Genomic DNA, 24208 nt, shown 5'->3' with positions numbered 1-24208 from the left:
GATTACCTTCTGGGTCATACGATTGCCTCGATCCGCGCGGGCACATGCTTATGCCACGGCGTTCCAGCGATTGGGTCACGCCACTTCAGATCTGTGAGTTCGTTGGGAGCGACTCCGACCCGCTCAGTTGCACCGTTCCGTGTGGGCAGGTCGAGGCCCAAGCCATTGGGAAGCGACGCGTGGCCTGGCTGCATCCGGTCATTCAATTCGACTGTTGCGATTGCAATACCGCGTGAAGTGACGATCCGGGCATCCGCTCCGTCAGCTAATCCGATGGTAGCAGCGTCGCCGGGATTCAGGCGAAGTGCTCCCTTTGTATCTCTGCGGCGCCATGACGCATCCCGGAAGATCGTGTTCGCGGTGAACGCGCGACGTTCACCAACTGACAGGACGATCGGGAATTCATCCGTAGTGTGTTGCGCGGGTGTGCCGCGCAAGTCTTCCAGCAGGTCCACGAGCTCCGGGATAACCAGCGGGAATCGTTTGTCTTTGTGCGGGATGTAGTTCCATGCGTCCTCATGGTCGTCGAGGGTGAAGGCGACACCTGATCGGCTGGCGAGTATCGCGTCGAAGAGCGCGTTGGCGTTGCGATGACCTGCACGTCGCATGGAATCGCCGTGCATCTTTTCGATGCGGAGCGCCAGCGCCCACAGCACGGCCGCTGAACGTGCATTTTCGGGAAGCGTCGGTCCGAGCGTCTCGTACAGCAGGTAGGGCGCTACCCCCATCACCTTCTTGTCAGTGGCTATGAGGCCCGCGAACGCGACCTTATAGGCCGTGCGGCCCAGACGTGCGGCTGCACGCAGAACGGTGACGTAAGTGGACGGCACGCCGCCGATCTCGCGGATCAGCCGAGCGTAGATTTCTGGCTCGGGGAGCGTGCCCGGCAGTGGATCGAGAAGCGGCGCGCGAAGGTGAAAGGTATTGCGGGGGAACTCAAGGGTGAAGAAGGTCGCTTCCCACTTCTCGAACTGGCTCGCCGCGGGCAGAACGTAGTCGGCGTTGCGCCCAGTTTCGGTGAGCGCGATGTCGATGACGACAGACAGTTCGAGTGCACGCATCGCTTCACGGAACCGCTGCGAATCGGCCAGGGAGTGGGCGGGGTTCGAGGATTCGACGATCATCGCGCGGAAGCGATCAGGGTGTTCACTGAGGATCTCCTCGGCGATAACGTTGCAGGGCACCATCCCCCCGAGGATGCGCGCACCTGTCACTGGCGTTGCATCCTCGGTCAGGCTGTAGCTGGCTAGCGGTGCCATCCACGAGTGTGGCTGCATGGCACCAGGTTTCCCGAAGTTCCCGGTCAGCAGCCAGATCAGCTTGTTCAGGTACGAGATGAGCGTGCTGTTGGGGCCTTGTTGCACGCCAAGATCTTCATAGGTCGATACACTCGCCGCGGTTGCGATCCGCCGCGCCACCGCTCGGACGGTGTCCTCCTCGATACCGGAGATCCGGGCGTACTCGCGTATATCGACATCACAGAGAACGTTGAGGATGGCATCTGCCCCGACAGTGTGATCAGCGATGAACCTCTGATCAACGAGGTTCTCCTGGACGAGTACTCCTAGTATCGCGGTGAGGCACCACGCGTCAGTTCCTGGGCGAACCTGCACATGATAATCGGCCATGTCGGCAGTCTCTGTCCGCACAGGATCGAGCACGATCATCGTGCGAAGCGGGTCCTTCGCGATCTGCTGGAGGACGGTCCGCGCGCGGGGCACTCCGTGCGATTGCCAGGGATTCTTGCCAATGAACAGTGCGACTTCAGCGTGCTCGAACTCGCCTGTGGTGTGCCCGCCGGTGAAGTGCGCGTCGACAAATCCTTCGCCGGTTTTCTCCTGGGCGAGTGCGGTCGACCGATATCGTGCCCCGAGCAGCCGCATGAGTGCGCCGCTATATGCGCCGCCGAGATGGTTGCCCTGGCCGCCGCCGCCGTAATAGAAGATCGATTTCCCACCGTGCTCCTCCCGGATCGCGGACAGCCTTTGCGCGATCTCACGGATCGCGACCTCCCAGGTGATTTCGGTGAACGTACCGTCTGCTTCACGGCGCAAAGGCGAAGTCAGGCGTGCACCGCCATTCTGGTAGTGGTCGAGTCGCAGCGCCTTGTTGCAGGTGTAACCTTCCGATGCGACATGATCTTTGTCGCCGCGAATCTTCGCAAACTTCCGGCCGTCAAGAGCGACGGTGATACCGCAGTTGTTCTCACACAGGATGCACGCGGTCTTGTGCCACTGCTCGCTGACTGTCATTACTACTCCGTACTGACGACACAGAAGGATTTACTATGACAGAATACATATTCTGCGACATGTGACCAATCACCAGCATCGAATCCGTGTTGTGGGCTTTCAGTACCAGATCGCCATCGGCCGTCCGTCGCTGCTCAATTCCGGTTGCTCAGGCAACGCCGTGGCTGCTCCCACGGCGATCCGATGAGCTGACCATGCGGCGGCCGCAGCGTCCAGCACGTCGTCGACGGGAACAGTGCCAGCGTCACCTAGATCATCAGGTACGGCGATTCCACAGGCCGCGAGGAGTGCCCGCCGCGCCATGACGCCGTTCCACGTCTTCTTGGTGTAGGGCAGTGGTGAACCGTTCATCGCTGCGAAGCTCAGCTCGGGATGGACCTCGCGCAACGGCTGTTCTGTCATGCCGGAGAGAGCATTTGCCTCGAGCACTTTAGTGCGCAGCGCGTAAGCCTGTTTGGTGAGTCCCTGACCGGTGAGTTGCCGCGTCAGCTTGTTCGCGGCCACCCACTCGTCCTCCTCCCAGACGGAGGCGGGCGGTGCTAGGAAGATACTGTTGCGGCGCACACCTAGGCGCCGACGTGCAGCGAAATCGGCAGCACGCCAGCCCTTCTCAGGAAAACCCAGCGGAATGTCAACGCCGATAACGGCACACCCCGGGTCACACAGCGCGGCGAGTGTCGGCGCTGATTCCACGCGGACTAGCGCGCCGTCATCCAGTTCAACGCCAATCCAGCCTCTCGCATACCCGTCGATACCCCGGACCCTCGTCACCGAAAAATTCCGTCATGATGAGGTCTCATTTCTACGCTACTTCGCACACCACACTGTCCCCGTAGTAGTCGAAAGTCGCCTCGCCTTGGTGCTCCCAGAACGAGACACCGTCCCTGCCGTACCGGGCGCCACTGCCGGACATCTCGATAAATAAGATCACCTCATTGCCCTCCCACGTGAAGACGCCAGCTTGAGGGTCACCGTCGTTGTAATACCGGGCAGTGAGTTCCTCGCCGTCCGGGCAGTTGTATCGGGCCTCCGTAGGGGCTGCCGTCGTCGGATCAGCGATATGCAGTTCGACCAGTCTGGTCAAGTAAGCCTGCTGCACGCATACCTTGGGGTCCGCTTCCTGCGTGCACTCCTCGCGCTGACTCTGCCAATCGATTTGCGAGGCTTCGAGGGCGTCCTTGTCCGCTCCGGGAGTGTTGAGCACCTGCTGATACTCCGAGTTGAGGCGTGAATCGAGATCTGCCATGTCCGTGTCAGTGCACACGAGCGACTCGATTTCCGAACTCGGGGCAGAGCAGTCGAACGTGGGTGCTGCCGCCACGGTAGTTTCCGCCGCGGCGGGAGGGGACGTGGGAGCAGTGTCATTGGGATCAGAATCCGGCGGTGTTGTTGCACATCCAGTAGCTAACAGGCCGACCATGAGGACTATGAGGCGCTTCATCAGCGGATTTTACCGCCGTCACGTCCAAGTGTGAGCGATATGCACTAAAGACGGAGACGCCCCGCAAGCCCAGTGAGCGTGCGGGGCGTCTGACGAACCGCGGTGATCAGTCCAGGTCGAACCGATCGAGGTTCATCACCTTGTCCCATGCGTTGACGAAGTCGTTGACGAACTTCTCCTTAGCATCGTCGCACGCGTAAACCTCTGCGAGGGCGCGCAGTTCGGAGTTCGAGCCGAAGACGAGGTCGACCGCGGTGGCCGTCCACTTGACCTCACCAGTCGCGCGGTCGCGTCCTTCGTACACATTCTCTGTCGACTCGGATGCCTTCCACGTGGTCCCCATGTCGAGCAGGTTGACGAAGAAGTCGTTGTTCAGCGAGTCGGTCTGGTCCGTGAAGACACCGTGCTTCGTCTTACCGAAGTTCGCTCCCAGAGAGCGCATTCCGCCGACTAGTGCGGTCATCTCCGGCGGGGTCAGGTTCAGGAAGTACGCGCGGTCAACCAGCAGCTTCTCCGGCTGCAGCTTCTCGCCCTGACGGAGGTAGTTGCGGAAACCATCAGCGCGCGGTTCGAGAACGGCGAATGAGTCGGTGTCGGTCTGCTCCTGCGACGCGTCCGTGCGGCCAGGTGCGAATGGGACGGTGACTTCAACGCCCGCATTCTTCGCGGCCTGCTCCACGGCGGCGCAGCCACCGAGCACGATCAGGTCAGCGAGCGACACCCTCTTACCACCGGTTTGCGCCGAGTTGAACTCCTGCTGGATGCCTTCGAGGGTCTGCAATACCGAAGCGAGTTCAGCCGGCTCGTTCACCTCCCAGTCCTTCTGCGGGGCCAGGCGGATCCGGGCACCATTGGCGCCACCGCGCTTGTCGGTGCCGCGGAAGCTCGCCGCTGAAGCCCATGCTGTCGAGGCAAGTTGGGAGATCGACAGACCAGAGTCAAGGAGCTTGCCCTTGAGCGACGCGATGTCCTGTTCGTCGATGAGGTCGTGGTCAGCAGCGGGAACGGGATCTTGCCACAGTTGCGGCTCTGCCACCCAGGGGCCGAGGTAGCGGGTCACCGGGCCCATGTCGCGGTGGAGCAACTTGTACCACGCCTTCGCGAACGCGAGCGCAAACTCGTCAGGGTTCTCCAGGAAGCGCCGCGAGATCTTCTCGTAAGTCGGGTCGAAACGAAGTGAAAGGTCAGTGGTCAGCATCGTCGGAAGGTGCTTCTTCGACGAATCCTGCGCATCGGGAATGATCGGCTCAGCGTCCTTGGCAACCCACTGGTTCGCGCCGGCCGGGCTCTTCGACAGTTCCCACTCAAAACCGAAGAGGATCTCGAAGAACCGATTGCTCCACTGGGTGGGCTTGTCGGTCCAGGTTACTTCGAGTCCGCTCGTGATGGAGTCGGCGCCCTTGCCAGTGCCGTAGGTGCTCTTCCAGCCCAGGCCCTGCTCCTCGAGGGGCGCGCCTTCAGGCTCAGGGCCGACATGTTCGTCAGCATCCCCGGCGCCGTGGGTCTTCCCGAACGTGTGGCCCCCAGCGATGAGCGCGACTGTTTCCTCGTCGTTCATCGCCATGCGGGCGAAGGTGTCACGGATATCCCGTGCCGCTGCGAGCGGGTCGGGATTACCGTTGGGGCCCTCTGGGTTCACGTAGATGAGGCCCATCTGTACTGCGCCCAGCGGGTTCGCGAGCTCCCGCTCACCGCTGTAGCGCTCGTCGCCGAGCCACGTCTCTTCGGGGCCCCAGAAGATTTCCTCTGGCTCCCAGACATCCTCGCGTCCGAAACCGAAGCCGAATGTCTTGAAGCCCATCGACTCCAGGGCGACGTTCCCCGCGAAGACGAGGAGGTCAGCCCAGGAGACGGACTTGCCGTACTTCTTCTTCACAGGCCAGAGCAGGCGCCGCGCCTTGTCGAGGTTCGCGTTGTCGGGCCAGCTGTTCAGCGGTGCGAAGCGCTGGTTGCCGTCGCCGCCACCACCGCGGCCGTCGAAGATGCGGTAGGTGCCGGCCTGGTGCCAGCTCATCCGGATCATGAGACCGCCGTAGTGACCGAAATCCGCAGGCCACCAGTCCTGAGAGTCCGTGAGAACCTCCGCGACATCGCGCTTAAGGGCCTCGACGTCGACCTTCTTGAACTCCTCGGTGTAATCGAAGCCGCCGCCCATGGGATCGGACTTGGGGGAGTTGTGGCGCAGGACCGAGAGGTCCAGCATATTCGGCCACCAGTCCTTGTTCGTCCGGGGACGGTCAGTTACGGGAGTTGGCGCATCGATCGCCGGGTTCTCGCTCTCGCTGCCGTGGTCCGTGACGCCGTGCGCAACGGGACATCCACCCGAGCGCCTTTCCTCGTTCATATCTCCTACTACGGCGTCGTGATTCTCGGCCATTGGATTCCTTCCGGTGATGGGGGCTGTTACGGGATTTATCAGGAACTTCGGGCTGTGGAGCAGGCAGGGCACACGCCCCAGTAAATGACCTCCGCCTCGTGGATTGAGAAACCCTTGGCGTCGGACGCAGCCAGGCAGGGTGCCTCACCAACCGCGCAGTCGACATCAGCAATCGCGCCGCACAAAGTGCACACGACGTGATGGTGGTTGTCTCCGACTCTCGTCTCGTAGCGAGCGACTGAGCCGGACGGCTGGATACGACGCAGCAAGCCCGTGTCAGTCAATGCTTTCAGCACGTCGTACACGGTTTGATGCGACACCAGACCGAGAGCCTCCCGCACAAGACTGATGATCGAATCGGTGTCTGAGTGTGGATGGTTGTGGACCGACTCCAGCACCGCTAGCCGCGGTCGCGTGACACGCAACGCCGCCATGCGGAGCATGCCCTCGAAGTCCGGAGTCGTAAGCACAGCCCTAAGTGTGACCCATTTTCTGGAATCATTCAAGTATTTGATCTCAGTGGAGCAATTTTTTCCGATTAGGCGTCATGAGTCGTCAGTCGCGCGCCCAGCGGGGCTGGAGTGACATTTGCGCTACGACTCGGGGCGCGCGCCTTCTGAGGCGTGTCGCGCGCGCAAGACCTCAGCCGCGTGCGAGCACCATCGCAAAGTATCTTCCTCAAATGCTCTGCCTCGCAGACCCGTGAGGTACGGACCAACGCGAGGACTCTGTTCGAGATAGGTTTGTTCATCTAGGTCACCGCGCAGTTGCCGCAAGAGCTTTTCGAAGAGTGCAATCTTTCCGCGCGCCTGCTCGGCGCGGTCCTCGAGTTGCTCGACCAGATCAATCATTGGGCCGGCCTCGGCCGCACGGACTTTGACCAACAGATCATCCCGGATGAACGAGGGCTTTGAACCAGCCGAAATGAACTCAGCGAGCTTGCCGCGCCCGGCCTCTGACAGTGTGAACACACGTTTGTTGGGCCGCCCCTGCTGGATGACCTCGCGCCCGGTGATGAGGCCTTCCCTCTCGAGTTTCGTGAGTTCTCCGTAGAGCTGCTGCGGCAGCGCGTGCCAGTAGTTCGATACTGCGACGTCGAAAGTCTTCGCGAGCTGGTATCCCGACATCTCCCCATCGAGCAGGGCCGCGAGGACAGCGTGCCGTAGCGCCACAGGCGAAATCCTTCCTAGTCACTTCTTGACATAGTAAACAATAAGACTATGTTCAGTGTGTGTCTCACACCACTCAAGGAGTCGATTGATGCACCCTTTCCGAGCCGCCGTTGAAGCGCGAGACTTCACCACTGTGCCTGACCTCTTCGCTGAAGACGTCGTCTTTCACAGCCCAATCGCGCACAAGCCGTATCAGGGCCGCGACATGGTGGCGCTCATTCTGGGAGCAGTCATCGAGGTCTTCGAGGACTTCGAATACGAGACAGAGATAGCCGACGGGGAAAATCACGCCCTGATCTTCCACGCCCGTGTCGGGGAGCTGAAGTTGCAGGGCTGCGACTTTTTGCACACCAACAGTGACGGACTGATCGACACCTTCACAGTGATGCTGCGCCCCCTCAAAGCAACCACCGCTTTCGCCGAGAAGATGGGCGTCATGTTCGAAGCCGCAATGCAAGCGCAGGGGAGCTGACGTGGTTTCTTTCGAACTGAGTGAAGAACAGCAGGACCTGCAGCAGTGGGTGCGGCAGTTTGCTACCGACTACATCCGTCCGGCTGCCGGCGAATGGGATGCACGTGAGGAGATGCCCTGGCCGGTGATCCGGGAGGCCGCCAAAGTTGGCCTGTATAGCTTCGAAACGCAAGCTCAGGTGTGGGGCGACCCCACAGGGCTCTCCATGCCGCTGGTCGCCGAAGAGGTGTTCTGGGGTGACGCAGGCATCGCCATGGCGATGTTCGGCACAAACCTCGCCATGGGCGCAATATTCGCGTCAGGGACCCCAGAACAGCTTCTCGAGTGGGGTCCGCAGTGCTTCGGCGATATCGCTGACCCGAAAGTCGCCGCGTTCTGCGTATCCGAACCTGACGCCGGTTCCGATGTCTCATCACTGCGGACGCGGGCGAGGTACGACGAAGCCAGAGACGAGTGGGTTCTCAACGGGCAGAAAGCATGGATCACCAACGGCGGTGAAGCGGGCATCCATGCGGTCGTCGCCTCTGTTGATCCCGATCTGAAATCACGCGGTCAGGCGACGTTCATCGTGCCCCCAGGCACTCCCGGACTCGTCGCCAACCGCAAAATACTGAAACTTGGACTTCGAGCATCCCACACGGCCGATGTCTTTCTTGACGAAGTTCGTGTACCCGGGCGCTGCCTCCTCGGTGGCAAAGAGAAACTCGACGAACGCCTCGCTAAGGCTCGCGAAGGCCGAAAGACCGCCACACAGAACGCGATGCGCACCTTCGAACTCACCCGGCCAGTCGTAGGCGCTCAGGCACTCGGTATTGCCAGGGCTGCATATGAATATGCGCTCGACTATGCGAAGGAACGAGTAGCGTTCGGCCGTGCGATTATCGAAAACCAGGCCATTGCTTTCGATCTGGCGAACATGCGCACCGAAATCGATGCTGCCCGGCTGCTTGTCTGGCGTGCCGCCTGGATGGGACGCAACAACAAAGCATTTGACGCTGGAGAAGGCTCGATGTCCAAGCTCAAAGCCAGTGAAGTCGCCGTGATGGCTACCGAACGCGCTGTGCAAATACTCGGGGGCGCCGGATACTCGCGCGACCACCCCGTCGAGCGCATGTACCGCGATGCGAAGATCTACACGATCTTTGAAGGCACATCGGAGATCCAGCGATTGGTGATCTCGAGGGCGATCTCCGGCGTAGCGATCCGCTGAGTCACGTCGCACTCATCATGATCGGCTGCCAGAGCAGCACAAAACCATTGATCAGAATAATCGCGAAAATGTTGACCCAGAATCCCGCCCGGACCATGTCACTGATCGTGATGTAGTCCGATGCGAACACCGCAGCGTTTGGCGGCGTAGAGATGGGCAGCATGAAGGCACAACTCGCTGACAATGCGACCACTGCCATGATCGAGTACGGATCCACCCCGATACCGAGCGCGAGGCCGATACTGATCGGTATCAACATGTTCGCTACCGCGGTGTTCGACATGATTTCGGTCATAAAGAGCACGATGATGCTCAGCGAGACGATGATGAGCATGAACGGGAGTGACGCAAGTCCGCCCAGCAGTTCACCGAACCAGCCTGTGAGGCCGGAGTCCTCGAAAGCCGCCGCGAGCGACAGGCCGCCCCCGAATAGCAGCAGCAAACCCCAGGGGAGCAGCTTCATGTCTTCCCAGACAAGGAGCCCACCACTCGCTTGCCGGGCGGGCAGCAAGAACATGGCCACAGCACCGATCATCGATATCGACGTATCGGAAAGCTGCAGCACCGCAGGCAGGAATCCGCTGCTGATCCACAGCAAACCCACAATCGAGAAGATCGACAGAACCGCCTTCTCCTCGTACGACATGCGCCCGAGTTGTTTGAGCTGCTCGCGCGCGAAGTCTGTCGACACAGTCGCCGTCGAAGACACCTTCCGGCACACGACCCGAGTCAGATAGAAGTACAGTGCCACCAGCATCAGACATGCCAGGGGTGCGGCGAAGAAGAACCACTCGGCGAAAGAGATGGTGCGACCGAGGCTCTGCTCAGCGACAGCCGCGAAAACCGCGTTGGGCACTGAACCGATGAGCGTTGCCAGACCACCAATGGATGCCGCGTACGCCACCGAAAGCAAAAGCCCTTTGGCGTAGCGCCGTAAGGTCTGCTCGTCGTAGACCTCTTTCTCGCGCAACTCCGCAATCAGCGCGAGAGCGATCGGCAGCATCATCAGTGCGGTTGCTGCGTTCGAGATCCACATCGACAGGGCAGCGGTGGCCAATATGACGCCCAGCATGATTCGCTGGCCGCCGCTGCCGACCATCGTGATGATCACCATCGCGATGCGCTTGTGCAGGTTCCACTTCTGGATGGCGAGCGCGATGGTGAATCCGCCCATGTACATGAAGACAAGGGGATGGGCATACGCGGCGGTAGCAGTCACCTGATCAGTGCCACCCAGTATGGGGAGCAGAAAAATCGGCATCAGCGATGTCGCCGGAATCGGCAATGCCTCCGTGATCCACCAGGCAGCGACCCACAGGGTGACTGCCAGTACGGCACGAGGCGCGTCGTCGAGCCCGGTCAACGCAGGGATGAAGTAGGCACCCGCGAACAGAGCGGGGCCCAGCACAAGCCCGATCCGTCCCCGGGTGAACGTCGGCGACGAGTGCGTCTTGGCAGGCCTATCAGACATCGTGGCTAGGCTCATGTGAGCTCCTAAAGCGTGCAGCGTTGGTGAGTGATAAGCCCCACCCTGACGCAGCCCCTATGAGGCACACCACACTCTTGCCCGATGCCTTACATTCCCTTAAGACGATCGCGTACCCACCTGGATCTTCGCGGGAGTCCTGGTTATGTAACGTAGTCATGGGCAGTATCCACGTCACCTTGGGCGGGAAGAGAACCTTCGTGCGAGTCGCGGTCGTTGAGGACGACGATGGCGTCGGCGATGCGCTTGTCGACGCTCTTACTGCGCGCTCGCACAATGCCACGCGGATGCAGCGCGGTGAGGATTTACTCCTCCATCACAAAGGATTTGACGCTGTTCTCCTCGATCTGGGGCTCCCAGACGCTGACGGTCTGGTCATACTGCGGAATCTCCGCGCCGTCAGCGACGTGCCGGTGATCATCCTTACTGCACGGGACGACGAGCGTTCCGTGGTGCGCGGCCTGCGCATCGGTGCGGACGATTACCTGGTTAAGCCGCCCAGACTCAACGAACTTGTGGCCCGGCTTGAGGTGGTCACGAGACGTCGAAGATCCGAGCCTGACATTGCTCCGGAATTCGTTACTGTTGACGATGTCCGGGTTGACTTCACAGCACGGGTGGCGACGGTCGCAGGGGAGGACGCCGGACTGACATCGAAGGAGTTTGACCTCCTTGCCGCGCTCGCCGGACGACCTGGAGAAGCCGTCAGTCGGCAGCAACTCATGGACGAGATCTGGGGCGACGCGTATGTTGCGATTTCGCGAACGCTCGACGTCCACATGAACGGATTGCGATCCAAACTCAATAGGCCCGGATTAATCGCCACGATCCGGGGTTACGGTTACCGGTGGGGACACTAAGTTGCGGACGCGTGTGCTCGCAGTGTTGCTCATGTTCGCGGCGACGGCAGTCCTCTCCTTCGCCATCCCCCTGGCATTTACTGCTTCAGACGCACGAACGCACGAACTGATGCTGAGCAGGACCGCGGTCCTGGACTATTTCGCCACCCTGGCGCACCCGGAGTTTTTCACGGGCGACGCGGATTACCTGAGGGGTGAGATAGACGACTACCACCACCTCTTCGGTGAGGCTGTGCTGATCGCCGACGCGGCGGGAGTACCGCGCTACGCGTCAGGGCTCGACCTGGCCGATCCGAAGGTGAGCGCCGCTATCGACGCCGCCCGCCGCAACGAGCAACTACCAGTCCCCACCAGGCTTAGTCCCTGGAGTGCTGAGGAAATGCTGCTCGCCCGCCCGATAGGTACTGGCGTTCACTCGGAGGGCGTCGTTGTCCTCTCGGTCTCGACAACGCGAGCGCAGAGCGATATCGCCCGAACGTGGGGGCTCATTGCCGCCACATCAACGGTCGCGCTGGCGCTGGTCGTCGCCCTCGCGCACGTCCTGACACGATGGGTGCTGCGCCCGCTAGATGCGCTGTCATCGGGAGTAGCTTCTCTTACTCGCACTCTCCCGAAAACAGAAGAACCCGCCCCGCTCACCGACCACTACACGGGGCCGCCAGAGATTCGTGACCTCGCCCGCTCATTCGACGCCATGACGCACTCGGTGCTGAACTCAGCATCCGCCCAGCGACAGTTGATCACCGACACTGCGCATAAATTGCGAAACCCACTCGCCGCGCTGCAGATCCGGCTGGACATGCTCACATCTGATGCCCCAGAAACGGCGCTGCCCTCGCTGGATCGCGCCGCTGCGGAAGCGCAGCGCCTGCGCTCCCTGCTCGACGGCATGCTGAAGCTCGCGGCCGCAGGAGTGCCGGAGCGGTTTGAACTTGCCGTCGCGGGATCCGGCAAAGCTGCCACCTGTGATGCGGTACTTGTCGCTGCCGAGAGAGCGGACGCGTGGGGAGCGGCTTTCGCTGCTGCGGACATGCCCCTCACGACAGAGTTCAGCGAACCGCATTGTGAGGTGGCAATCGACGAAGCATCTCTCGAACAAATTCTGGACGCCGCCCTGAGCAACGCGCACAGTTACGCCGGAGCGGGTGCGAAGGTGACGATCACGGTGGGAAATGTCGGGGAGCACATCGAAATCAAGGTCACCGATAACGGGCCCGGTGTCCCCCCGGGCGAGATCGACCGACTCACTGAGCGCTTCTACCGGGCCACAACTCAAGGTCAGTCCGGCACCGGGCTGGGTCTGTCGATTGCGCATGCGCTCGCGGCCGCGCATCTGGCTACTCTGCGCGTGCGCCCGGCACAGCCGCACGGGTTAAGTGTGGTTCTCGAGGTTCCCGCCGTGCAGCGAATCCAGGGACAGGGTGGATGACGATTGCTCACGAGACGAATGTTCCTCCTCCTCGTTGGGGCTGCGGCGGCCGGCTGTGCGCAAGGTGAAGGACCTCAGCAGCTACGTCTGGCGTCTGGAGAATCCGCTGGGACGTATTTCCAGTTCGCGCGGCTGCTCGCAGCCGCATCTGAAGGTTCACGGATTCGAATAGAACCAATCGAGACTGATGGTTCTCGAACGAACATTCGCTTACTACTCGACGGTGCAGCTGATCTAGCCCTGAGCCACGCTGACGCGGTCGCCCACGACACTGATTTCGCTGAGCATGGGCTGGCTGCGATCGGCCGCGTCTACGAGAACTACCTCCAGCTAGTTGTTCGTGCGGACTCAGAGTATTCGGAGCTTATCGATTTGCGTGGCCGTCGCGTTGTGCTCGGCGCGCCGGGTTCTGGAGTCGCGGCAGTCACTGCGCCCCGGCTGTTGAGTGCGGCCGAGATGACGGAAGAGGTAGACGCCCGCTACATGAACCTGACCGACGCCATCGCCTCGCTGGAACGTGGCGACATCGACGCGCTCATCTGGGGCAGCGGATACCCCACACCTGCCCTTGCTCGCCGTAGCTTCCGTTTCCTTTCGCTGGCCCCTAACATCGAGGCGCTGCAGAGTGCCTATCCCGGGCTATACGACCATGTGCAACTTCCAGGGACGACCATTGACACGGTCGGTGTCGCGAATCTCTTACTCACTCGTCGCCACTTGCCTTCCGAGGCCGCGTCGGAGCTCGTTCACATCCTTGTGAACAGGGCAAGTGATCTGATACCCGCCCACGCTTTAGGCACGCAGTTTCTCGATATTCGATCATTGATTGGCACGCGGCCGGTCCCTCTGCATCCAGGTGCCGCGGAAGCGTACCGGAGTCTGCACGGGTGACGGGCAGACGCCTTAGTGCAAGGGCTAGCTGAGTTGGAGCTCTGCGACCGCAGTGCTCAGAACTGAGCCGTTGAGATCCAGATACAGTTCGCGCTCTGTGATGGAGAGCGTAAAAGTGTTGCGGCGTTCGATCGCGGCGACCGCCGCATCGATGAAATGGCTATCGAAACTGTAGACGGGAATCTCCTCGGCCTTATGAATCCCTTTCCCCACGAGTTGCATGCGCACCTTTTTCGGGTCCCGGTGCGTGTACACGGCAGCACGGCCGGCAAGCTTGCTGCCACGATGCACGCGGTCCGCGTCGGGAGCTCCGACCTCGATCCAGGCAGTGATGCGTCCAGTGAGATCTCGAACCAGAACAGCTGGTTCGCCGGTCGACGACACTCCGCCCTCACTGAACGCGATGCCTTCCTGATACTCGAGAAGGTAGGCCAGTAAGCGCGTGAGCATGAAGTCGGAAGTCTCCGACGGATGACGTGCGACCCGCAGATCCAGATGTTCGTAGACACCGCGGTCGACGTCGGCGAGGTCGACCGCGAAGCTGAACATCGTCGCACCGAGGGCCATGACGCTCAGCTTACGGAAGTTTCACTGCTGCTCCGGTCCAGACACGGCCCCGTATGTGCGCTCTGCGACATCGTGAAACAACTTCTGTGGGTGCGCATCGCCGCCGAGCACTTCCAGCAGGACTCGTGCACTCGCGGCGATCGTGTGGACAGGTTTGTCGATGGGGTAGTTGGAAGCCCACATCGTCCGGTCTGACCCAAAGCTGTCGTGCAGGTGACGAATGAGCGGGGCCGATCGATCGACGACTTTCGGTAGCTGCGCGACATCGATCGGGCGGCGCGGGTCCCCACCGAGCAACGGCATTCCCAGCCCGGAATGCTTCGCCACAACATTCGGCAACTGTGCGAGCGCTGCGATGTCGTCCCGCCACTGCGCGAACAGCGAGGACCGGTCGCGAACTGTCGTACCGGTGTGGCTTCCGCGTGGGCCGAACAGCCCTACCGGGGTGGCGTAGTGGTCGAGAACGAAGGTGGTTTGCGGATATTCGCGGGCGAGCACAACGGCGTCGGGAAGCTGATGCGAATACAGCCACATTTCGAAGCTGAGATTTCGATCCGCGAGCGCCGCAAACCCGCGCAGAAATGATGGGTCGCAGAGAACTCCCGGACGGGAGCAAAAGTCGCGCACCGCCGGGTCAGGGTGGTTGCTTGCCGAGAATCGGACGCCGCGCACTAGGGGGCTCACAGCGATATGCGCGTCGAGCACGTCACCGGCATCTTCCCACCGTGGGTCGGCGTGCACAACGATCGCCCCAAGCTGTGGAAACCCGTCCTGACCGAAAGGAAGCGCTGCCACCCAACGGGTTTCGCCAACACCACCCAAATGGCCGGAAGCTTGCCACGCGGCCTCGATATGCACCACAGAGGTCACCGGCAACTGCCCGGCGTCCCGCTGGTAATCACTGGGCAGGTAGGGCTTCATGGCGTGGTGGGGATGCCCGATGAACTCGCGATCAGACCGCGGGGCAGTCCAGCGAAGTGCGCGCGGTATCTGCGGGAGGGGACGAAACAACCGTGCCTTTCGGGTGGTGTGCCGGGGCGTTGTGTAGGGGTCCCACTGGTGAATGTGCGGGTCGATCATGGCTACGGGCCACGGCGAATTCACAAACAACTCCCTCTTAGACGGTGTCTGTCGTGCCGGTTCATCGTGTCATGCACCTTCTGTGCGCGCGATGACATGCACCGCGGTCGCTTTCATGGCGGCAGTAACACGTGAGCCGGGCGCGAGCCCAAGTTCGTCACACGCTGGGCGGGTGATGTAGGCCGTTAACGGCACACCGGCGTCGAGTTCTACCCGCTGCAACGGCCCCTCAGAGACAACTGAGCGCACCAGCGCGGGGATGTGGTTGCGTGGGCTCGCACGGTGCGGCTCGGTCGCCTCCAGGGCCACGTCCTCGGCCCGTATACAGGCAAGGACGCGGATACCGACGGCAAGATCACCAGGATCTAGCGCAGTAAGTGTGCCCGACGACAAACGAATGTGCACCACCCCGTCGCCATTGCCTTCAACGGTGCCAGGCAAGACATTTTCGACGCCGACAGCTTCAGCAACATGTGGCGTCGCGGGTTGTGAGAAGACGCTTTCGACTGGCCCCTGCTGGTGGACGTGGCCGTCAACGAGAACGACGATCCTGTCGCCGAGGGCTAGCGCTTCGGTGCGGTCGTGCGTGACCAGCAGTGTGGGCGTACCGGTTGCCACCAGAATCGAGCGAAGTTCAGTGCGCAGACGCGCGCGCGTGGGTCCATCAAGCGCCGAGAGCGGTTCATCCAGTAGTAACAGCCGAGGATCTACGGCGAGCGCGCGGGCAAGTGCGACGCGCTGAGCTTCCCCGCCGGACAACTCCGAGGTCGCGCGCCCGGAGAGATGCGTAGCGCCCGCTGTAGCCAGCGCACTGTCAGTGCGAGTTCTGCGCTCACCGCGAGGGACCCCGACAAGTCCATATGCCACATTGGCGTCCACACTCAGGTGGGGGAAGAGTGCATGGTCCTGGAAGAGATAACCCACACGCCGGTGCCTGGGCCGTACTTGGCGGCGGCCGTCGTTCCATACTTCCGAGCCAAAGGCGATCCGGCTCGGGGGTGCAGGTTTCTCCAGTCCTGCAACACACCTCAGCAGTGTCGTTTTCCCTGCGCCAGATGCGCCGAAGAGAACGGTGACAGGCGCGGCGGAATCCATCGGCAGTTCCAGGTCCACGTCGAGCAAACGGTGGCGAACACGGATGGTCAGGGCCGGGGCCATGCGGGCCTGCCTCTCCGGTTGATCGTGTACGTCGCGACAAGTACGACAAGTGAGAACAACAGCAGCACAAAGCTCGTTCGCGCCGCGGTTGCATGATCAAAGGCTTGCACACTGTCGTAAATCGAAATGGCGACCGTCCGTGTCTGGCCAGGGATGTTGCCTCCGACCATAAGTACCACCCCGAACTCGCCGATGGTGTGTGCGAACGTCAGCACTACCGCGGTAACCAGCCCCGCACGGGAGAGCGGCAGCACTACTTTGACGATGGTCGCCGGCCACGTCCGGCCCAGCACTGTTGACGCCTCGAGCAACCGCCGGTCAACTCCTGCGAAAGACGCCATCAGCGGCTGCACAGCAAACGGCAGACTGTGCAGGACCGAGGCGATAAGCAAACCGTTGAAGGTGAAGACCAGTGGTGAGCCCGTCAGCTCGATCCACCACCGCCCTATCGGAGAGCGGTTGCCGAGGGCGACGAGAAGGTAGAAGCCCAAGACCGTCGGCGGTAGTACGAGAGGCAGCGCGACAACTGCCTCCACGACCACCGTCCATCGCCTGCGCGAGTACGCTAGCCAGGCCGCCAGCGGAATCCCCGTGAGCAGCAAGACAACCGTGGTAGCAGCGGCAAGGCGCAGGCTGAGTACTACCGCGTCCCAATCCACGTCCGTCAGCCTTCACCGTCGGGTGGGGAGAACCCATATCTCGACAGGATCTCCTGCCCGGCCGGGGAGGTCAGGAAATCCGCGAAAATGTGCGCGCTTTCGGACGCACGGCTCAGGACCACGCCGCCCTGATTCAGCCGCGGAAAGTCATCCAGAGGTACTTCACTGAACGCGCCAACGTCACGCAGTCCGGGAGATAGTGCCAGGGAGAGAGCGATGATTCCCGCATCAGCGTTCCCTGTTTGCGCGAACTCGGCAGCCTGCGCGATATTCTCGCCCAATACCAGTTTGCCCTTCAACTCTTCCAGCACGCCCGCGGTTCGCATCGCAGCCTCGGCGGCCTGCCCGTAGGGTGCGTGCTGCGGATTAGCGATCGCGACGGTCTTCACGTCGTCCTTAACCAGCCCCGAGACGCCCGCTGTGGGGTCTGCAGGCGACCCATCAGCCGCCCACACCACTAGGCGCCCCGTCGCATAGCCGAAGACGTCAGCTGGGTCCGCGAAGCCGCCGTCGGCGAGAGCTTCCGCAAGCGTGATATCCGCTGACAGGTACACATCGAACGGTGCGCCGTTGCGTATCTGCTGGACGAAGTTGCCGGACGAGCCGTAGGAAACGGAGATCTGCCAGCCGTCGTGTTCGGCTTCGAAGGCATTGATGATCTCGTCGAGGGCGAACTTCAGATCGGCCGCGGCCGCCACAGCGACAGTCTGGGTTTCCTCATCGGGATCGCCAGGCGCGCCGCACCCGGCTATCGCGACCATCACCAGAGAGAACGCTAGGACGAATCGTCGCAACATCAACCCGCGCTCTCTGTCTCGATGATGGCGTTTGTGGCCTTCACGACGACCGTCGCCGCCACTCCGGGTTGCAAGCCCATTTCTTCGGCGGCGTCGCGGGACATCAGCGACGTCAGACGGAATCGGCCGGCGGTCACCTCCACTTGAGCCATGAGCCCGTCCTTCTGCACCTCAGTCACGATCCCTCTGATGCGGTTGCGCGCGGATACCCGCCCACCGCCACTGCCGCTGCTCGCGCGTTCACGCGCAAACGCCGCGATCTCGGCGCCATCGATCACCTGACGGCCCGCTCCATCGGCGTCGGCCACAAGGAGTTTCTGCGCCACCCACCGGCGCACGGTATCGTCGCTGACCCCGAGGAGGTCAGCGGCTTGACTCAGACGGAATTGCGGCACAGAAGGCAGCATACATACCGCAATAGCGGAATTATAGGCTGCTGGAACCCGAATACTAGGACTGGTCTAATAACCAGCTGTCGCACCCTGTTGTCTGACTTGGATCAAGCCCCTGCGCTGCTGCGGCGGCCCGTGCACGCCCCAGATTCCACTCGAGAACGTCATCCGACAAGTTCGGCGGAGCACTGACAATGCACGTGGCAAGCTCACGGGGGAGCCCTGCAACGATGGCGGGGGTGGCGTCGGGGCCCAGTCTGCGCAAATAGTGGGTGTCGATCTTTCCAGTCTCGTTGTAACGGTCAATGTTCCGCTGAGCCACGAAGGCTTCGGGGTTGATCAGGCCGATCGCCAGGATGAAAAGTGCAGCCGAGAGCAGCGCGCCGCGGGGAATCCAGCGCCCGTGGCGCACGATTCCGGCCGTGAGCACGAACACGAGCAGTAGACCCATCCAGAATTCGAAGGCGATAACAAGTACACGCAACACGGTGAATCCGTACGCCTCCTGGTACACATACATTCGCAGCAGTGCTGAACCGACAACAGCAAGTGCAAGTACACAGAGGAGCCCCAGCGAGACATTCAGCAGAAGGCGGTCATTCGCCGTCACTCGCGGAGCTTTCCTGGCCGCAAGCGCAACGGTGACGAGCGTCAGGAATGTCACCGCGACAAGCTGACCGAACCCCTGATGCACGTACTCGGCGTACGTGAGTCCGGTAGTCCGCTGAACATAGTCGTGGCCACCCCACATCGCGGACGCTTGTGCCGCGAGGAAAACACCGAAGATGGCGATCACCAGACCCAGCGGGACGAGCCATTCAAACCGGCGGTGCACTGGTCTGCCTGACGTCATCGCCGTGTTGTTGACAGGCGGAGGATTGATCGCGACATATGTTGCGGCGAGTACAGTGCCGCCGACGAAGAATCCAACGAATGATCGGTAGACAAAGCCGTCCGCGTTCACATCCGGGATGAGCTGGTCCGCCCACGAACCAAAAATCGCATCTCCGGAAGCGAAGAGCCCGCCGAAGATCACCAGGGCCGCAACCGAAATCACGACCGTGCGGAGCACCGGCCAGATGATCGAATGACGCGACAATGCAGACATCGAACGGCCGAGCAACGGGAGCCCCCGGAGAGCCGCAACCGGCCAGGAGGCCGCCGCAAGCACTGTCGCAGCAACAGCGCGTGCTCCTGTGAGCGCAGACATAGTCAGAACCACCACGATGAGCACTGCGAGCACGGACAACCAGTCGGCATCGCGCAGAACCAGCAATGACCCCAAACCAGCGCTAACCAGTGCGAGTGCCATCGTCCAGGGCGCGCGTTTGCGCACGGACGCGGCAAACACCACGCCGCCACAGACAAAAAGTACGAGCAGCGCTCCAAGGCCGATGTTGTTGCGTTCCGGCAGGATCAGGGCAGCGAGCACGCCGACACCCACACACCCCAGGACGAGGTCGGGACGCGCTTTCTGATTGCGTTCTGGCCAGGCATTTCCAAACAATTGGGCGACTGGCGAGTCCGCAGGGGGCGTCGGGGCTGAACTTCGGGCTGGCGGTGGTTCGGCCACAGCCGCTGAACTTGCGTGGGGCACGGAATTCTCTTTCGTGGGTTCTGAGACAGAGGCAGGGGAGGGCACGGTCGGAAGGACGGCTCGCAGGTGTGCACCCGAATCGGCGGGAAGCACTGAAATCGATCCGCCGTGGAGTTCGCACACCCAGCTGGCGATCGCCAGACCAAGTCCGGTACCGCCGCCGGAGTCACTCCATGAGCCGAACCGCGTGAAGACACTCTCAGCGCGGTCAGCGGGAATGCCGGGCCCCTCGTCGAATACTTCGAGCGCCCACCGCTGGGTGTCGAGGGCGCCGCCACGTACGGTGACGGTGCCTCCGACCGGTGAGTGCCGTACTGCGTTGTCGAGCAGGTTCGCGATCACCTGAGCCAGGCGGCCAGCATCGGCGTAGATCTCCGCTTGGGCAGCGTCTACGGACACGTCAAACCGAATGTACCGCCGGTCCGCACCTGCGGCGTTCGCTTCGCGGACTCCCTGATCGATGAGCTCCGCGAGATCAATGCGGGAGAGAGTCAACGGCGTGACTCCACCGTCAACTCGACTCAAATCGAGCAGATCGGATACGAGCGCGCTGAGGCGCTCAGCTTGGGCGAGAGCTGTCCGCAGGCTTTCCGAGTCCGGCGAGATGACCCCGTCAACCAGGTTCTCCAGCAACGCTTGCTGGGCGGTCAACGGGGTGCGCAATTCATGCGAAACTGTCGCCACAAGCTGACGCCGCTGCTGGTCAGAAGCCGAAAGGTCCGCTGCCATCGTATTGAAAGCCCGGGCAAGTTCGCCGACTTCGTCCCGTGACGTCGTCGTGACTCGGCTGGAGTAGTCACCCGTCGCCATTACGGATGCTGCGGCCGTCATCTCGCGCAACGGCGAAGTCATACCGCGGGCCAGCCATTGCGTCACCGCAAGCGCGACAGCCACTGTGACCGGCATTGTCAGCCAAGCTGGGACACCGGCCCGGCTGCCTGCCTCAGAAACGAGCACTGCGGCAACAACGCTCGATGCGACGAGAATTCCTAGCTTGACCTTGATCGAGCGGAAACCGTCGAGCGGCCGGTCCGGGTTCACTGTGCCACCGCCAGCGCATAGCCGACCCCGTGCACAGTCCGGACGCGGTGGGCCCCGATCTTCGCACGCAACGTTTTGACGTGACTAGCCAGCGTCCGAGTGCCCGACGAGTCAGGCCATCCCCACACCTCGCGCATCAAATCGTCATGTGAATGAACCTTGCCCGGTTGCTCCGCGAGCAAAGCAAGGAGGTCGAACTCGATCGGCGTGAGGTGCACCCTTGCACCGTCGATCGTCACTTCGCGGGTACTGCGGTCGAGGGTGAGGGCATCGAAAGAAATCCGGCTCGCGCCGCTTGCGGCAAGTTCGCGCGCTCTTTCCACGCGGCGCAGCAGTGCGTTCACCCGCGCCACGAGTTCGCGCATCCGGAAGGGCTTCGTCACGTAATCATCGGCCCCCACGCCGAGGCCAACCAGAAGATCGGTCTCCGCATCACGGGCAGTCAGCATCAGCACCGGAACCGGCCGCGCCGCCTGAATCCGCCGGCAGACCTCGAGCCCATCGAACCCCGGAAGCATGACGTCTAACACGACGACGTCCGGCTCATGAGCATCGTGCGCCAGCACCGCTGCAGGGCCGTCGAACGCTTGAATGACACGGAAACCTTCCGCCGTGAGGCGATCCGCTAAGGCCTGACTGATCGTGGGGTCATCCTCAACGACGAGGATGGTCGAAATCGTCATACCGAGAGCGTATGCGCGCGCGCCTGCAGGTTATGGGCACGCCGTGTGGAGATTCTGTGAAGCAATCCGCCACTTGGAGTCCCGGTCTCCGCACGATTCACGAGACGGCCAGCATTAGCGCCAGCACAGCCCCGCTCGCTGCTAGCGTCCAACCGAGGGTCCCCGCGAGGAACGCCCACGCGGCTGTGTTGATTCGCGCCGTAGAACGTCTCGCCGCGTACACTCCGGCTGCCGCGACGACTAGTGGGGCCACCAGCATCAGGTACCACGGAACCCACACGTCAAGCAGGTACATCCCACGGAAGAGGCCTGCCCACACGAATGCGCCCGCAACGAACCCGGCAATGGCCTGGCTCGCGTGGCCTGTGGCTGTGAGAGCTTTCGATCTGCCAGGTGCTTGCGCTCTGGACGGGTCTCGTGGCGTACTCACGGTCCCAACTGTATGTGCTGTGCGTTGAGCCGCGCGGCCTGCCGCGTGAGGTAGTCGCGTTCGGCGACGCTGGAGGCCAGCCGAGCAGCTCCCGCATAGAGCCGTGCCGCGGTCACGGGATCACCGTCGCGCTCGTGCAGATACGCCGCTACAGCGTTGTAGCGAGGAAGGGCGGGGTCGAGTTCCGCAAGGGCGGCCAGCCCTGCGCGTGGTCCGTCCGCCTCGCCGACCGCCACAGCCCGGTTGAGGCGGGCCACTGGACTGCCGGTGAGACGCACCAGTTCGTCATACCACTCAACAATCTGCACCCAGTCAGTCTCCTCGGCAGTCTGGGCGTCAGCGTGGAGTGCAGCGATGGCGGCCTGAGCCTGGAATTCGCCAAGCCTGTCGCGGTTCAGAGCCGCCTGGAGCACGTCGACGCCCTCCGCGATCATCCGTGTGTCCCATAGGCTTCGGTCCTGCTCGGCAAGAGGTACGAGGCTGCCGTCCGAGCGTGTGCGTGCCGGGCGCCGTGCGTGGTGCAGCAGCATGAGCGCGAGCAGTCCGGCCACCTCCTCGTGGTTCGTCATTGCTGCCACTTGCCGGGTGAGCCGGATTGCCTCGGCAGCGAGGTCGACGTCTCCGGAGTACCCCTCGTTGAACACCAGGTAGAGCACGCGCAGCACGGTAGCGACGTCGCCAGGCTGGTTGAACCGGACGCCCGCGACGGTCCGTTTCGCCCGGCTGATGCGCTGGGCCATCGTCGCCTCTGGCACGAGGTAGGCCTGCGCGATCTGACGCGTAGTCAGGCCGCCGACCGCACGAAGCGTCAGTGCGACCGCCGAAGCGGGAGTGAGGGATGGGTGTGCGCACAGAAAGTACAGCTGAAGCGTGTCGTCTGCCGCTGCGCCCGGGACCGGGCTGGGCTGACCCTCAACGAGCACCTCGCGCCGCCGCCTAGAGGTACCGGCGCGAGCGGCGTCGACAAACTTACGCCAGGCAACTGCGACCAGCCAGCCCTTGGGGTCGCGAGGCGGATTGCCCGGCCATACCCGCAAGGCCTCCACCAGGGCGTCCTGCATGGCGTCCTCGGCCGCCGCGAAGTCAGCTCCGCGGTGGACGAGGACGCCGATCACAGCGGGAGTGAGGGCCCGTAGCAGGGTCTCGTCCACCGACCGTCACTCCGTAATGGTCGGCGGCGCGGCCAGAAACGGGCGCACCTCGAGCCATTCGTGGATCGGTTTCCCACCGGCACCCGGGGCCGCCGACAACTCGCCAGCCAGTTCGACCGCCCGCTCGTAACTCTCGACGTCGATCACCATCCAGCCGGCGATCAAGTCCTTGGTCTCAGCGAACGGGCCGTCAGTGACAGGCGGCCGCCCGTCACCGTCATAGCGGACGAACGTACCCTCCGGGGACAACGCCTGGCCGTCGACGAACTCGCCCGTGCCCTCGAGCCGGTCGGCGAAGTCCTGCATGTACTGCACGTGGGCTGCCACTTCATCTGGCGTCCACTGGTCCATCGGCACGTCATTGACCGGCGCCGGCGCGCCACGGTAATGCTTCAGCAGCAGGTACTTGGCCATCATGTTCTCCTTAGTGCGGTACGGCCCATTGTGGCCGCGTTCACCCCAGGGACGAAGCTGTGTGGGGGTTCTCGACATCCCATCACAACAATTTTCTGGCGAAACTTGGACTAGCCACGATTATGCGGTCGGTCCGAAGGATGTCCGGCGCGACAAAGCTAGGCAACGCGCGCGAGGACATGGGACGATTCACGAGTGACGAGCACACCTGCCTCGGCGCAGTACTTGCGAGACCTCGCGCTGCTGCGACGCGTTCGCGACCGGATCGACCGGGAATACGCGCAGCCCCTTGACGTGGAAGCGCTTGCCCGCGATGTCCACATGTCGGCAGGCCACCTCAGTCGGCAGTTCCGGGCCGCGTATGGCGAATCGCCGTATTCCTACCTGATGACACGGCGTATCGAGCGGGCAATGGCTTTTCTTCGCCGTGGCGACCTCAGCGTCACCGAGGTCTGCTTCGCAGTTGGCTGTCAGTCACTGGGAACTTTCAGCACGCGATTCACGGAACTAGTCGGCGTGCCGCCGAGTGTTTATCGGCGAGAAGCGGCAACCGAGACCGCGGGGATTCCGTCATGCGTCGCGAAACAAGTCAGCAGACCGATCAGGAATCAAGAAGCGAGGGTGTCGCCGGCGAACTTAAAGTGACTGC

At 62.3% G+C, this 24208-nt stretch carries 24 protein-coding genes; 6 read left to right on the top strand and 18 right to left on the bottom strand.

Annotated elements, in window-relative coordinates; genetic code table 11:
• Nucleotides 1-14 precede the first annotated feature (14 nt).
• The 6 genes from AS9A_RS11450 to AS9A_RS11425 all read right to left on the bottom strand — a co-directional run bounded on the left by AS9A_RS11450 (nucleotide 15) and on the right by AS9A_RS11425 (nucleotide 7242).
• A complete protein-coding gene (locus tag AS9A_RS11450; RefSeq protein ID WP_013807171.1) occupies nucleotides 15-2252 on the bottom strand; it encodes a molybdopterin-dependent oxidoreductase in 2238 nt (745 codons plus the stop codon).
• 99 nt (nucleotides 2253-2351) lie between these two features.
• Nucleotides 2352-3023: a DUF429 domain-containing protein gene (locus tag AS9A_RS11445; protein WP_013807170.1), complete on the bottom strand. Its 672-nt coding sequence runs from the start codon at nucleotides 3021-3023 to the stop codon at nucleotides 2352-2354.
• A gap of 31 nt (nucleotides 3024-3054) precedes the next feature.
• The gene (locus AS9A_RS11440; RefSeq protein WP_041451042.1) at nucleotides 3055-3693 is read right to left on the bottom strand and encodes an MliC family protein; all 639 of its coding nucleotides are present in this window, start codon (nucleotides 3691-3693) and stop codon (nucleotides 3055-3057) included.
• Nucleotides 3694-3799: 106 nt separating this feature from the next.
• The gene (gene katG, locus AS9A_RS11435) at nucleotides 3800-6037 is read right to left on the bottom strand and encodes a catalase/peroxidase HPI (RefSeq protein ID WP_041451841.1); all 2238 of its coding nucleotides are present in this window, start codon (nucleotides 6035-6037) and stop codon (nucleotides 3800-3802) included.
• A 71-nt stretch (nucleotides 6038-6108) separates the two neighbouring features.
• Entirely contained in the window at nucleotides 6109-6540 is a 432-nt protein-coding gene (locus AS9A_RS11430) for a Fur family transcriptional regulator (protein WP_013807166.1), read from the bottom strand.
• A gap of 123 nt (nucleotides 6541-6663) precedes the next feature.
• A complete protein-coding gene (locus AS9A_RS11425; RefSeq protein WP_013807165.1) occupies nucleotides 6664-7242 on the bottom strand; it encodes a PadR family transcriptional regulator in 579 nt (192 codons plus the stop codon).
• A gap of 88 nt (nucleotides 7243-7330) precedes the next feature.
• Here AS9A_RS11425 and AS9A_RS11420 point away from each other — a divergent pair, with 88 nt between their 5' ends.
• Nucleotides 7331-7714 carry a nuclear transport factor 2 family protein gene (locus tag AS9A_RS11420; protein ID WP_013807164.1) on the top strand — a complete coding sequence of 128 codons (384 nt, stop codon included), beginning with the start codon at nucleotides 7331-7333 and terminating at the stop codon, nucleotides 7712-7714.
• 1 nt (nucleotide 7715) lies between these two features.
• Nucleotides 7716-8924, top strand: coding sequence for an acyl-CoA dehydrogenase family protein (locus tag AS9A_RS11415; RefSeq protein ID WP_013807163.1), 1209 nt, complete (start codon nucleotides 7716-7718; stop codon nucleotides 8922-8924).
• A 1-nt stretch (nucleotide 8925) separates the two neighbouring features.
• Here the strand turns inward: AS9A_RS11415 and AS9A_RS11410 are convergent, their stop codons facing one another.
• Nucleotides 8926-10410, bottom strand: a complete 1485-nt coding sequence (locus tag AS9A_RS11410; protein WP_013807162.1) for an SLC13 family permease — start codon at nucleotides 10408-10410, stop codon at nucleotides 8926-8928.
• A gap of 200 nt (nucleotides 10411-10610) precedes the next feature.
• Here AS9A_RS11410 and AS9A_RS11405 point away from each other — a divergent pair, with 200 nt between their 5' ends.
• The 3 genes from AS9A_RS11405 to AS9A_RS11395 are packed head-to-tail and all read left to right on the top strand — an operon-like array spanning nucleotide 10611 to nucleotide 13590.
• Nucleotides 10611-11270 carry a response regulator transcription factor gene (locus AS9A_RS11405; RefSeq protein ID WP_013807161.1) on the top strand — a complete coding sequence of 220 codons (660 nt, stop codon included), beginning with the start codon at nucleotides 10611-10613 and terminating at the stop codon, nucleotides 11268-11270.
• Nucleotides 11271-11283: 13 nt separating this feature from the next.
• Nucleotides 11284-12699: a sensor histidine kinase gene (locus AS9A_RS11400; RefSeq protein ID WP_013807160.1), complete on the top strand. Its 1416-nt coding sequence runs from the start codon at nucleotides 11284-11286 to the stop codon at nucleotides 12697-12699.
• Nucleotides 12700-12702: 3 nt separating this feature from the next.
• Nucleotides 12703-13590 (top strand): TAXI family TRAP transporter solute-binding subunit, encoded by an 888-nt coding sequence (locus AS9A_RS11395; protein ID WP_041451040.1) that lies wholly within the window; start codon nucleotides 12703-12705, stop codon nucleotides 13588-13590.
• 24 nt (nucleotides 13591-13614) lie between these two features.
• Here AS9A_RS11395 and AS9A_RS11390 read toward each other — a convergent pair whose 3' ends face one another.
• The 11 genes from AS9A_RS11390 to AS9A_RS11340 form a co-directional block, all read right to left on the bottom strand.
• Entirely contained in the window at nucleotides 13615-14157 is a 543-nt protein-coding gene (locus AS9A_RS11390) for a YaeQ family protein (protein ID WP_013807158.1), read from the bottom strand.
• A gap of 21 nt (nucleotides 14158-14178) precedes the next feature.
• Nucleotides 14179-15261 (bottom strand): amidohydrolase family protein, encoded by a 1083-nt coding sequence (locus AS9A_RS11385; RefSeq protein WP_013807157.1) that lies wholly within the window; start codon nucleotides 15259-15261, stop codon nucleotides 14179-14181.
• 45 nt (nucleotides 15262-15306) lie between these two features.
• Nucleotides 15307-16395 (bottom strand): ABC transporter ATP-binding protein, encoded by a 1089-nt coding sequence (locus tag AS9A_RS11380; RefSeq protein WP_013807156.1) that lies wholly within the window; start codon nucleotides 16393-16395, stop codon nucleotides 15307-15309.
• Nucleotides 16380-17054 (bottom strand): molybdate ABC transporter permease subunit, encoded by a 675-nt coding sequence (modB, locus tag AS9A_RS11375; RefSeq protein ID WP_013807155.1) that lies wholly within the window; start codon nucleotides 17052-17054, stop codon nucleotides 16380-16382. Before modB ends, AS9A_RS11380 begins: the two co-directional genes overlap by 16 nt.
• Before the next feature lie 5 nt (nucleotides 17055-17059).
• A complete protein-coding gene (gene modA, locus AS9A_RS11370; protein WP_158307359.1) occupies nucleotides 17060-17815 on the bottom strand; it encodes a molybdate ABC transporter substrate-binding protein in 756 nt (251 codons plus the stop codon).
• A gap of 35 nt (nucleotides 17816-17850) precedes the next feature.
• The gene (locus AS9A_RS11365; protein ID WP_041451839.1) at nucleotides 17851-18246 is read right to left on the bottom strand and encodes a TOBE domain-containing protein; all 396 of its coding nucleotides are present in this window, start codon (nucleotides 18244-18246) and stop codon (nucleotides 17851-17853) included.
• A gap of 55 nt (nucleotides 18247-18301) precedes the next feature.
• Nucleotides 18302-20881, bottom strand: a complete 2580-nt coding sequence (locus AS9A_RS11360; protein ID WP_013807152.1) for a DUF4153 domain-containing protein — start codon at nucleotides 20879-20881, stop codon at nucleotides 18302-18304.
• A complete protein-coding gene (locus AS9A_RS11355; RefSeq protein ID WP_013807151.1) occupies nucleotides 20878-21564 on the bottom strand; it encodes a response regulator transcription factor in 687 nt (228 codons plus the stop codon). The genes AS9A_RS11360 and AS9A_RS11355 overlap by 4 nt, the downstream gene beginning before the upstream one ends.
• Before the next feature lie 97 nt (nucleotides 21565-21661).
• The gene (locus AS9A_RS11350) at nucleotides 21662-21994 is read right to left on the bottom strand and encodes a hypothetical protein (protein WP_148262448.1); all 333 of its coding nucleotides are present in this window, start codon (nucleotides 21992-21994) and stop codon (nucleotides 21662-21664) included.
• Complete coding sequence (locus tag AS9A_RS11345; protein WP_013807149.1) at nucleotides 21991-23145, bottom strand: RNA polymerase sigma factor; 1155 nt, start codon at nucleotides 23143-23145, stop codon at nucleotides 21991-21993. The genes AS9A_RS11350 and AS9A_RS11345 overlap by 4 nt, the downstream gene beginning before the upstream one ends.
• A 6-nt stretch (nucleotides 23146-23151) precedes the next feature.
• Nucleotides 23152-23559: a YciI family protein gene (locus tag AS9A_RS11340; protein WP_013807148.1), complete on the bottom strand. Its 408-nt coding sequence runs from the start codon at nucleotides 23557-23559 to the stop codon at nucleotides 23152-23154.
• 195 nt (nucleotides 23560-23754) lie between these two features.
• On the opposite strand from AS9A_RS11340, the gene AS9A_RS11335 reads away from it, so the two are divergent.
• Nucleotides 23755-24204: a helix-turn-helix transcriptional regulator gene (locus tag AS9A_RS11335; protein WP_013807147.1), complete on the top strand. Its 450-nt coding sequence runs from the start codon at nucleotides 23755-23757 to the stop codon at nucleotides 24202-24204.
• Nucleotides 24205-24208 lie beyond the last annotated feature (4 nt).

The organism is Hoyosella subflava DQS3-9A1 (assembly GCF_000214175.1).
Classification (GTDB): Bacteria; Actinomycetota; Actinomycetes; order Mycobacteriales; family Mycobacteriaceae; genus Hoyosella; species Hoyosella subflava.
This window is presented reverse-complemented; position numbering and strand designations above follow the sequence as displayed.

Excerpts from the sequence above, each read along its gene's own strand:
- AS9A_RS11420 (WP_013807164.1), top strand. The coding sequence starts at position 7,331 with ATGCACCCTTTCCGAGCCGCCGTTGAAGCGCGAGACTTCACCACTGTG.
- AS9A_RS11340 (WP_013807148.1), bottom strand. The coding sequence starts at position 23,559 with ATGGCCAAGTACCTGCTGCTGAAGCATTACCGTGGCGCGCCGGCGCCG.
- AS9A_RS11450 (WP_013807171.1), bottom strand. The coding sequence starts at position 2,252 with ATGACAGTCAGCGAGCAGTGGCACAAGACCGCGTGCATCCTGTGTGAG.
- AS9A_RS11380 (WP_013807156.1), bottom strand. The coding sequence starts at position 16,395 with ATGGCCCCGGCCCTGACCATCCGTGTTCGCCACCGTTTGCTCGACGTG.
- AS9A_RS11410 (WP_013807162.1), bottom strand. The coding sequence starts at position 10,410 with ATGAGCCTAGCCACGATGTCTGATAGGCCTGCCAAGACGCACTCGTCG.
- modA (WP_158307359.1), bottom strand. The coding sequence starts at position 17,815 with ATGGTCGCGATAGCCGGGTGCGGCGCGCCTGGCGATCCCGATGAGGAA.
- AS9A_RS11440 (WP_041451042.1), bottom strand. The coding sequence starts at position 3,693 with ATGAAGCGCCTCATAGTCCTCATGGTCGGCCTGTTAGCTACTGGATGT.
- AS9A_RS11355 (WP_013807151.1), bottom strand. The coding sequence starts at position 21,564 with ATGACGATTTCGACCATCCTCGTCGTTGAGGATGACCCCACGATCAGT.
- AS9A_RS11390 (WP_013807158.1), bottom strand. The coding sequence starts at position 14,157 with ATGGCCCTCGGTGCGACGATGTTCAGCTTCGCGGTCGACCTCGCCGAC.
- katG (WP_041451841.1), bottom strand. The coding sequence starts at position 6,037 with ATGAACGAGGAAAGGCGCTCGGGTGGATGTCCCGTTGCGCACGGCGTC.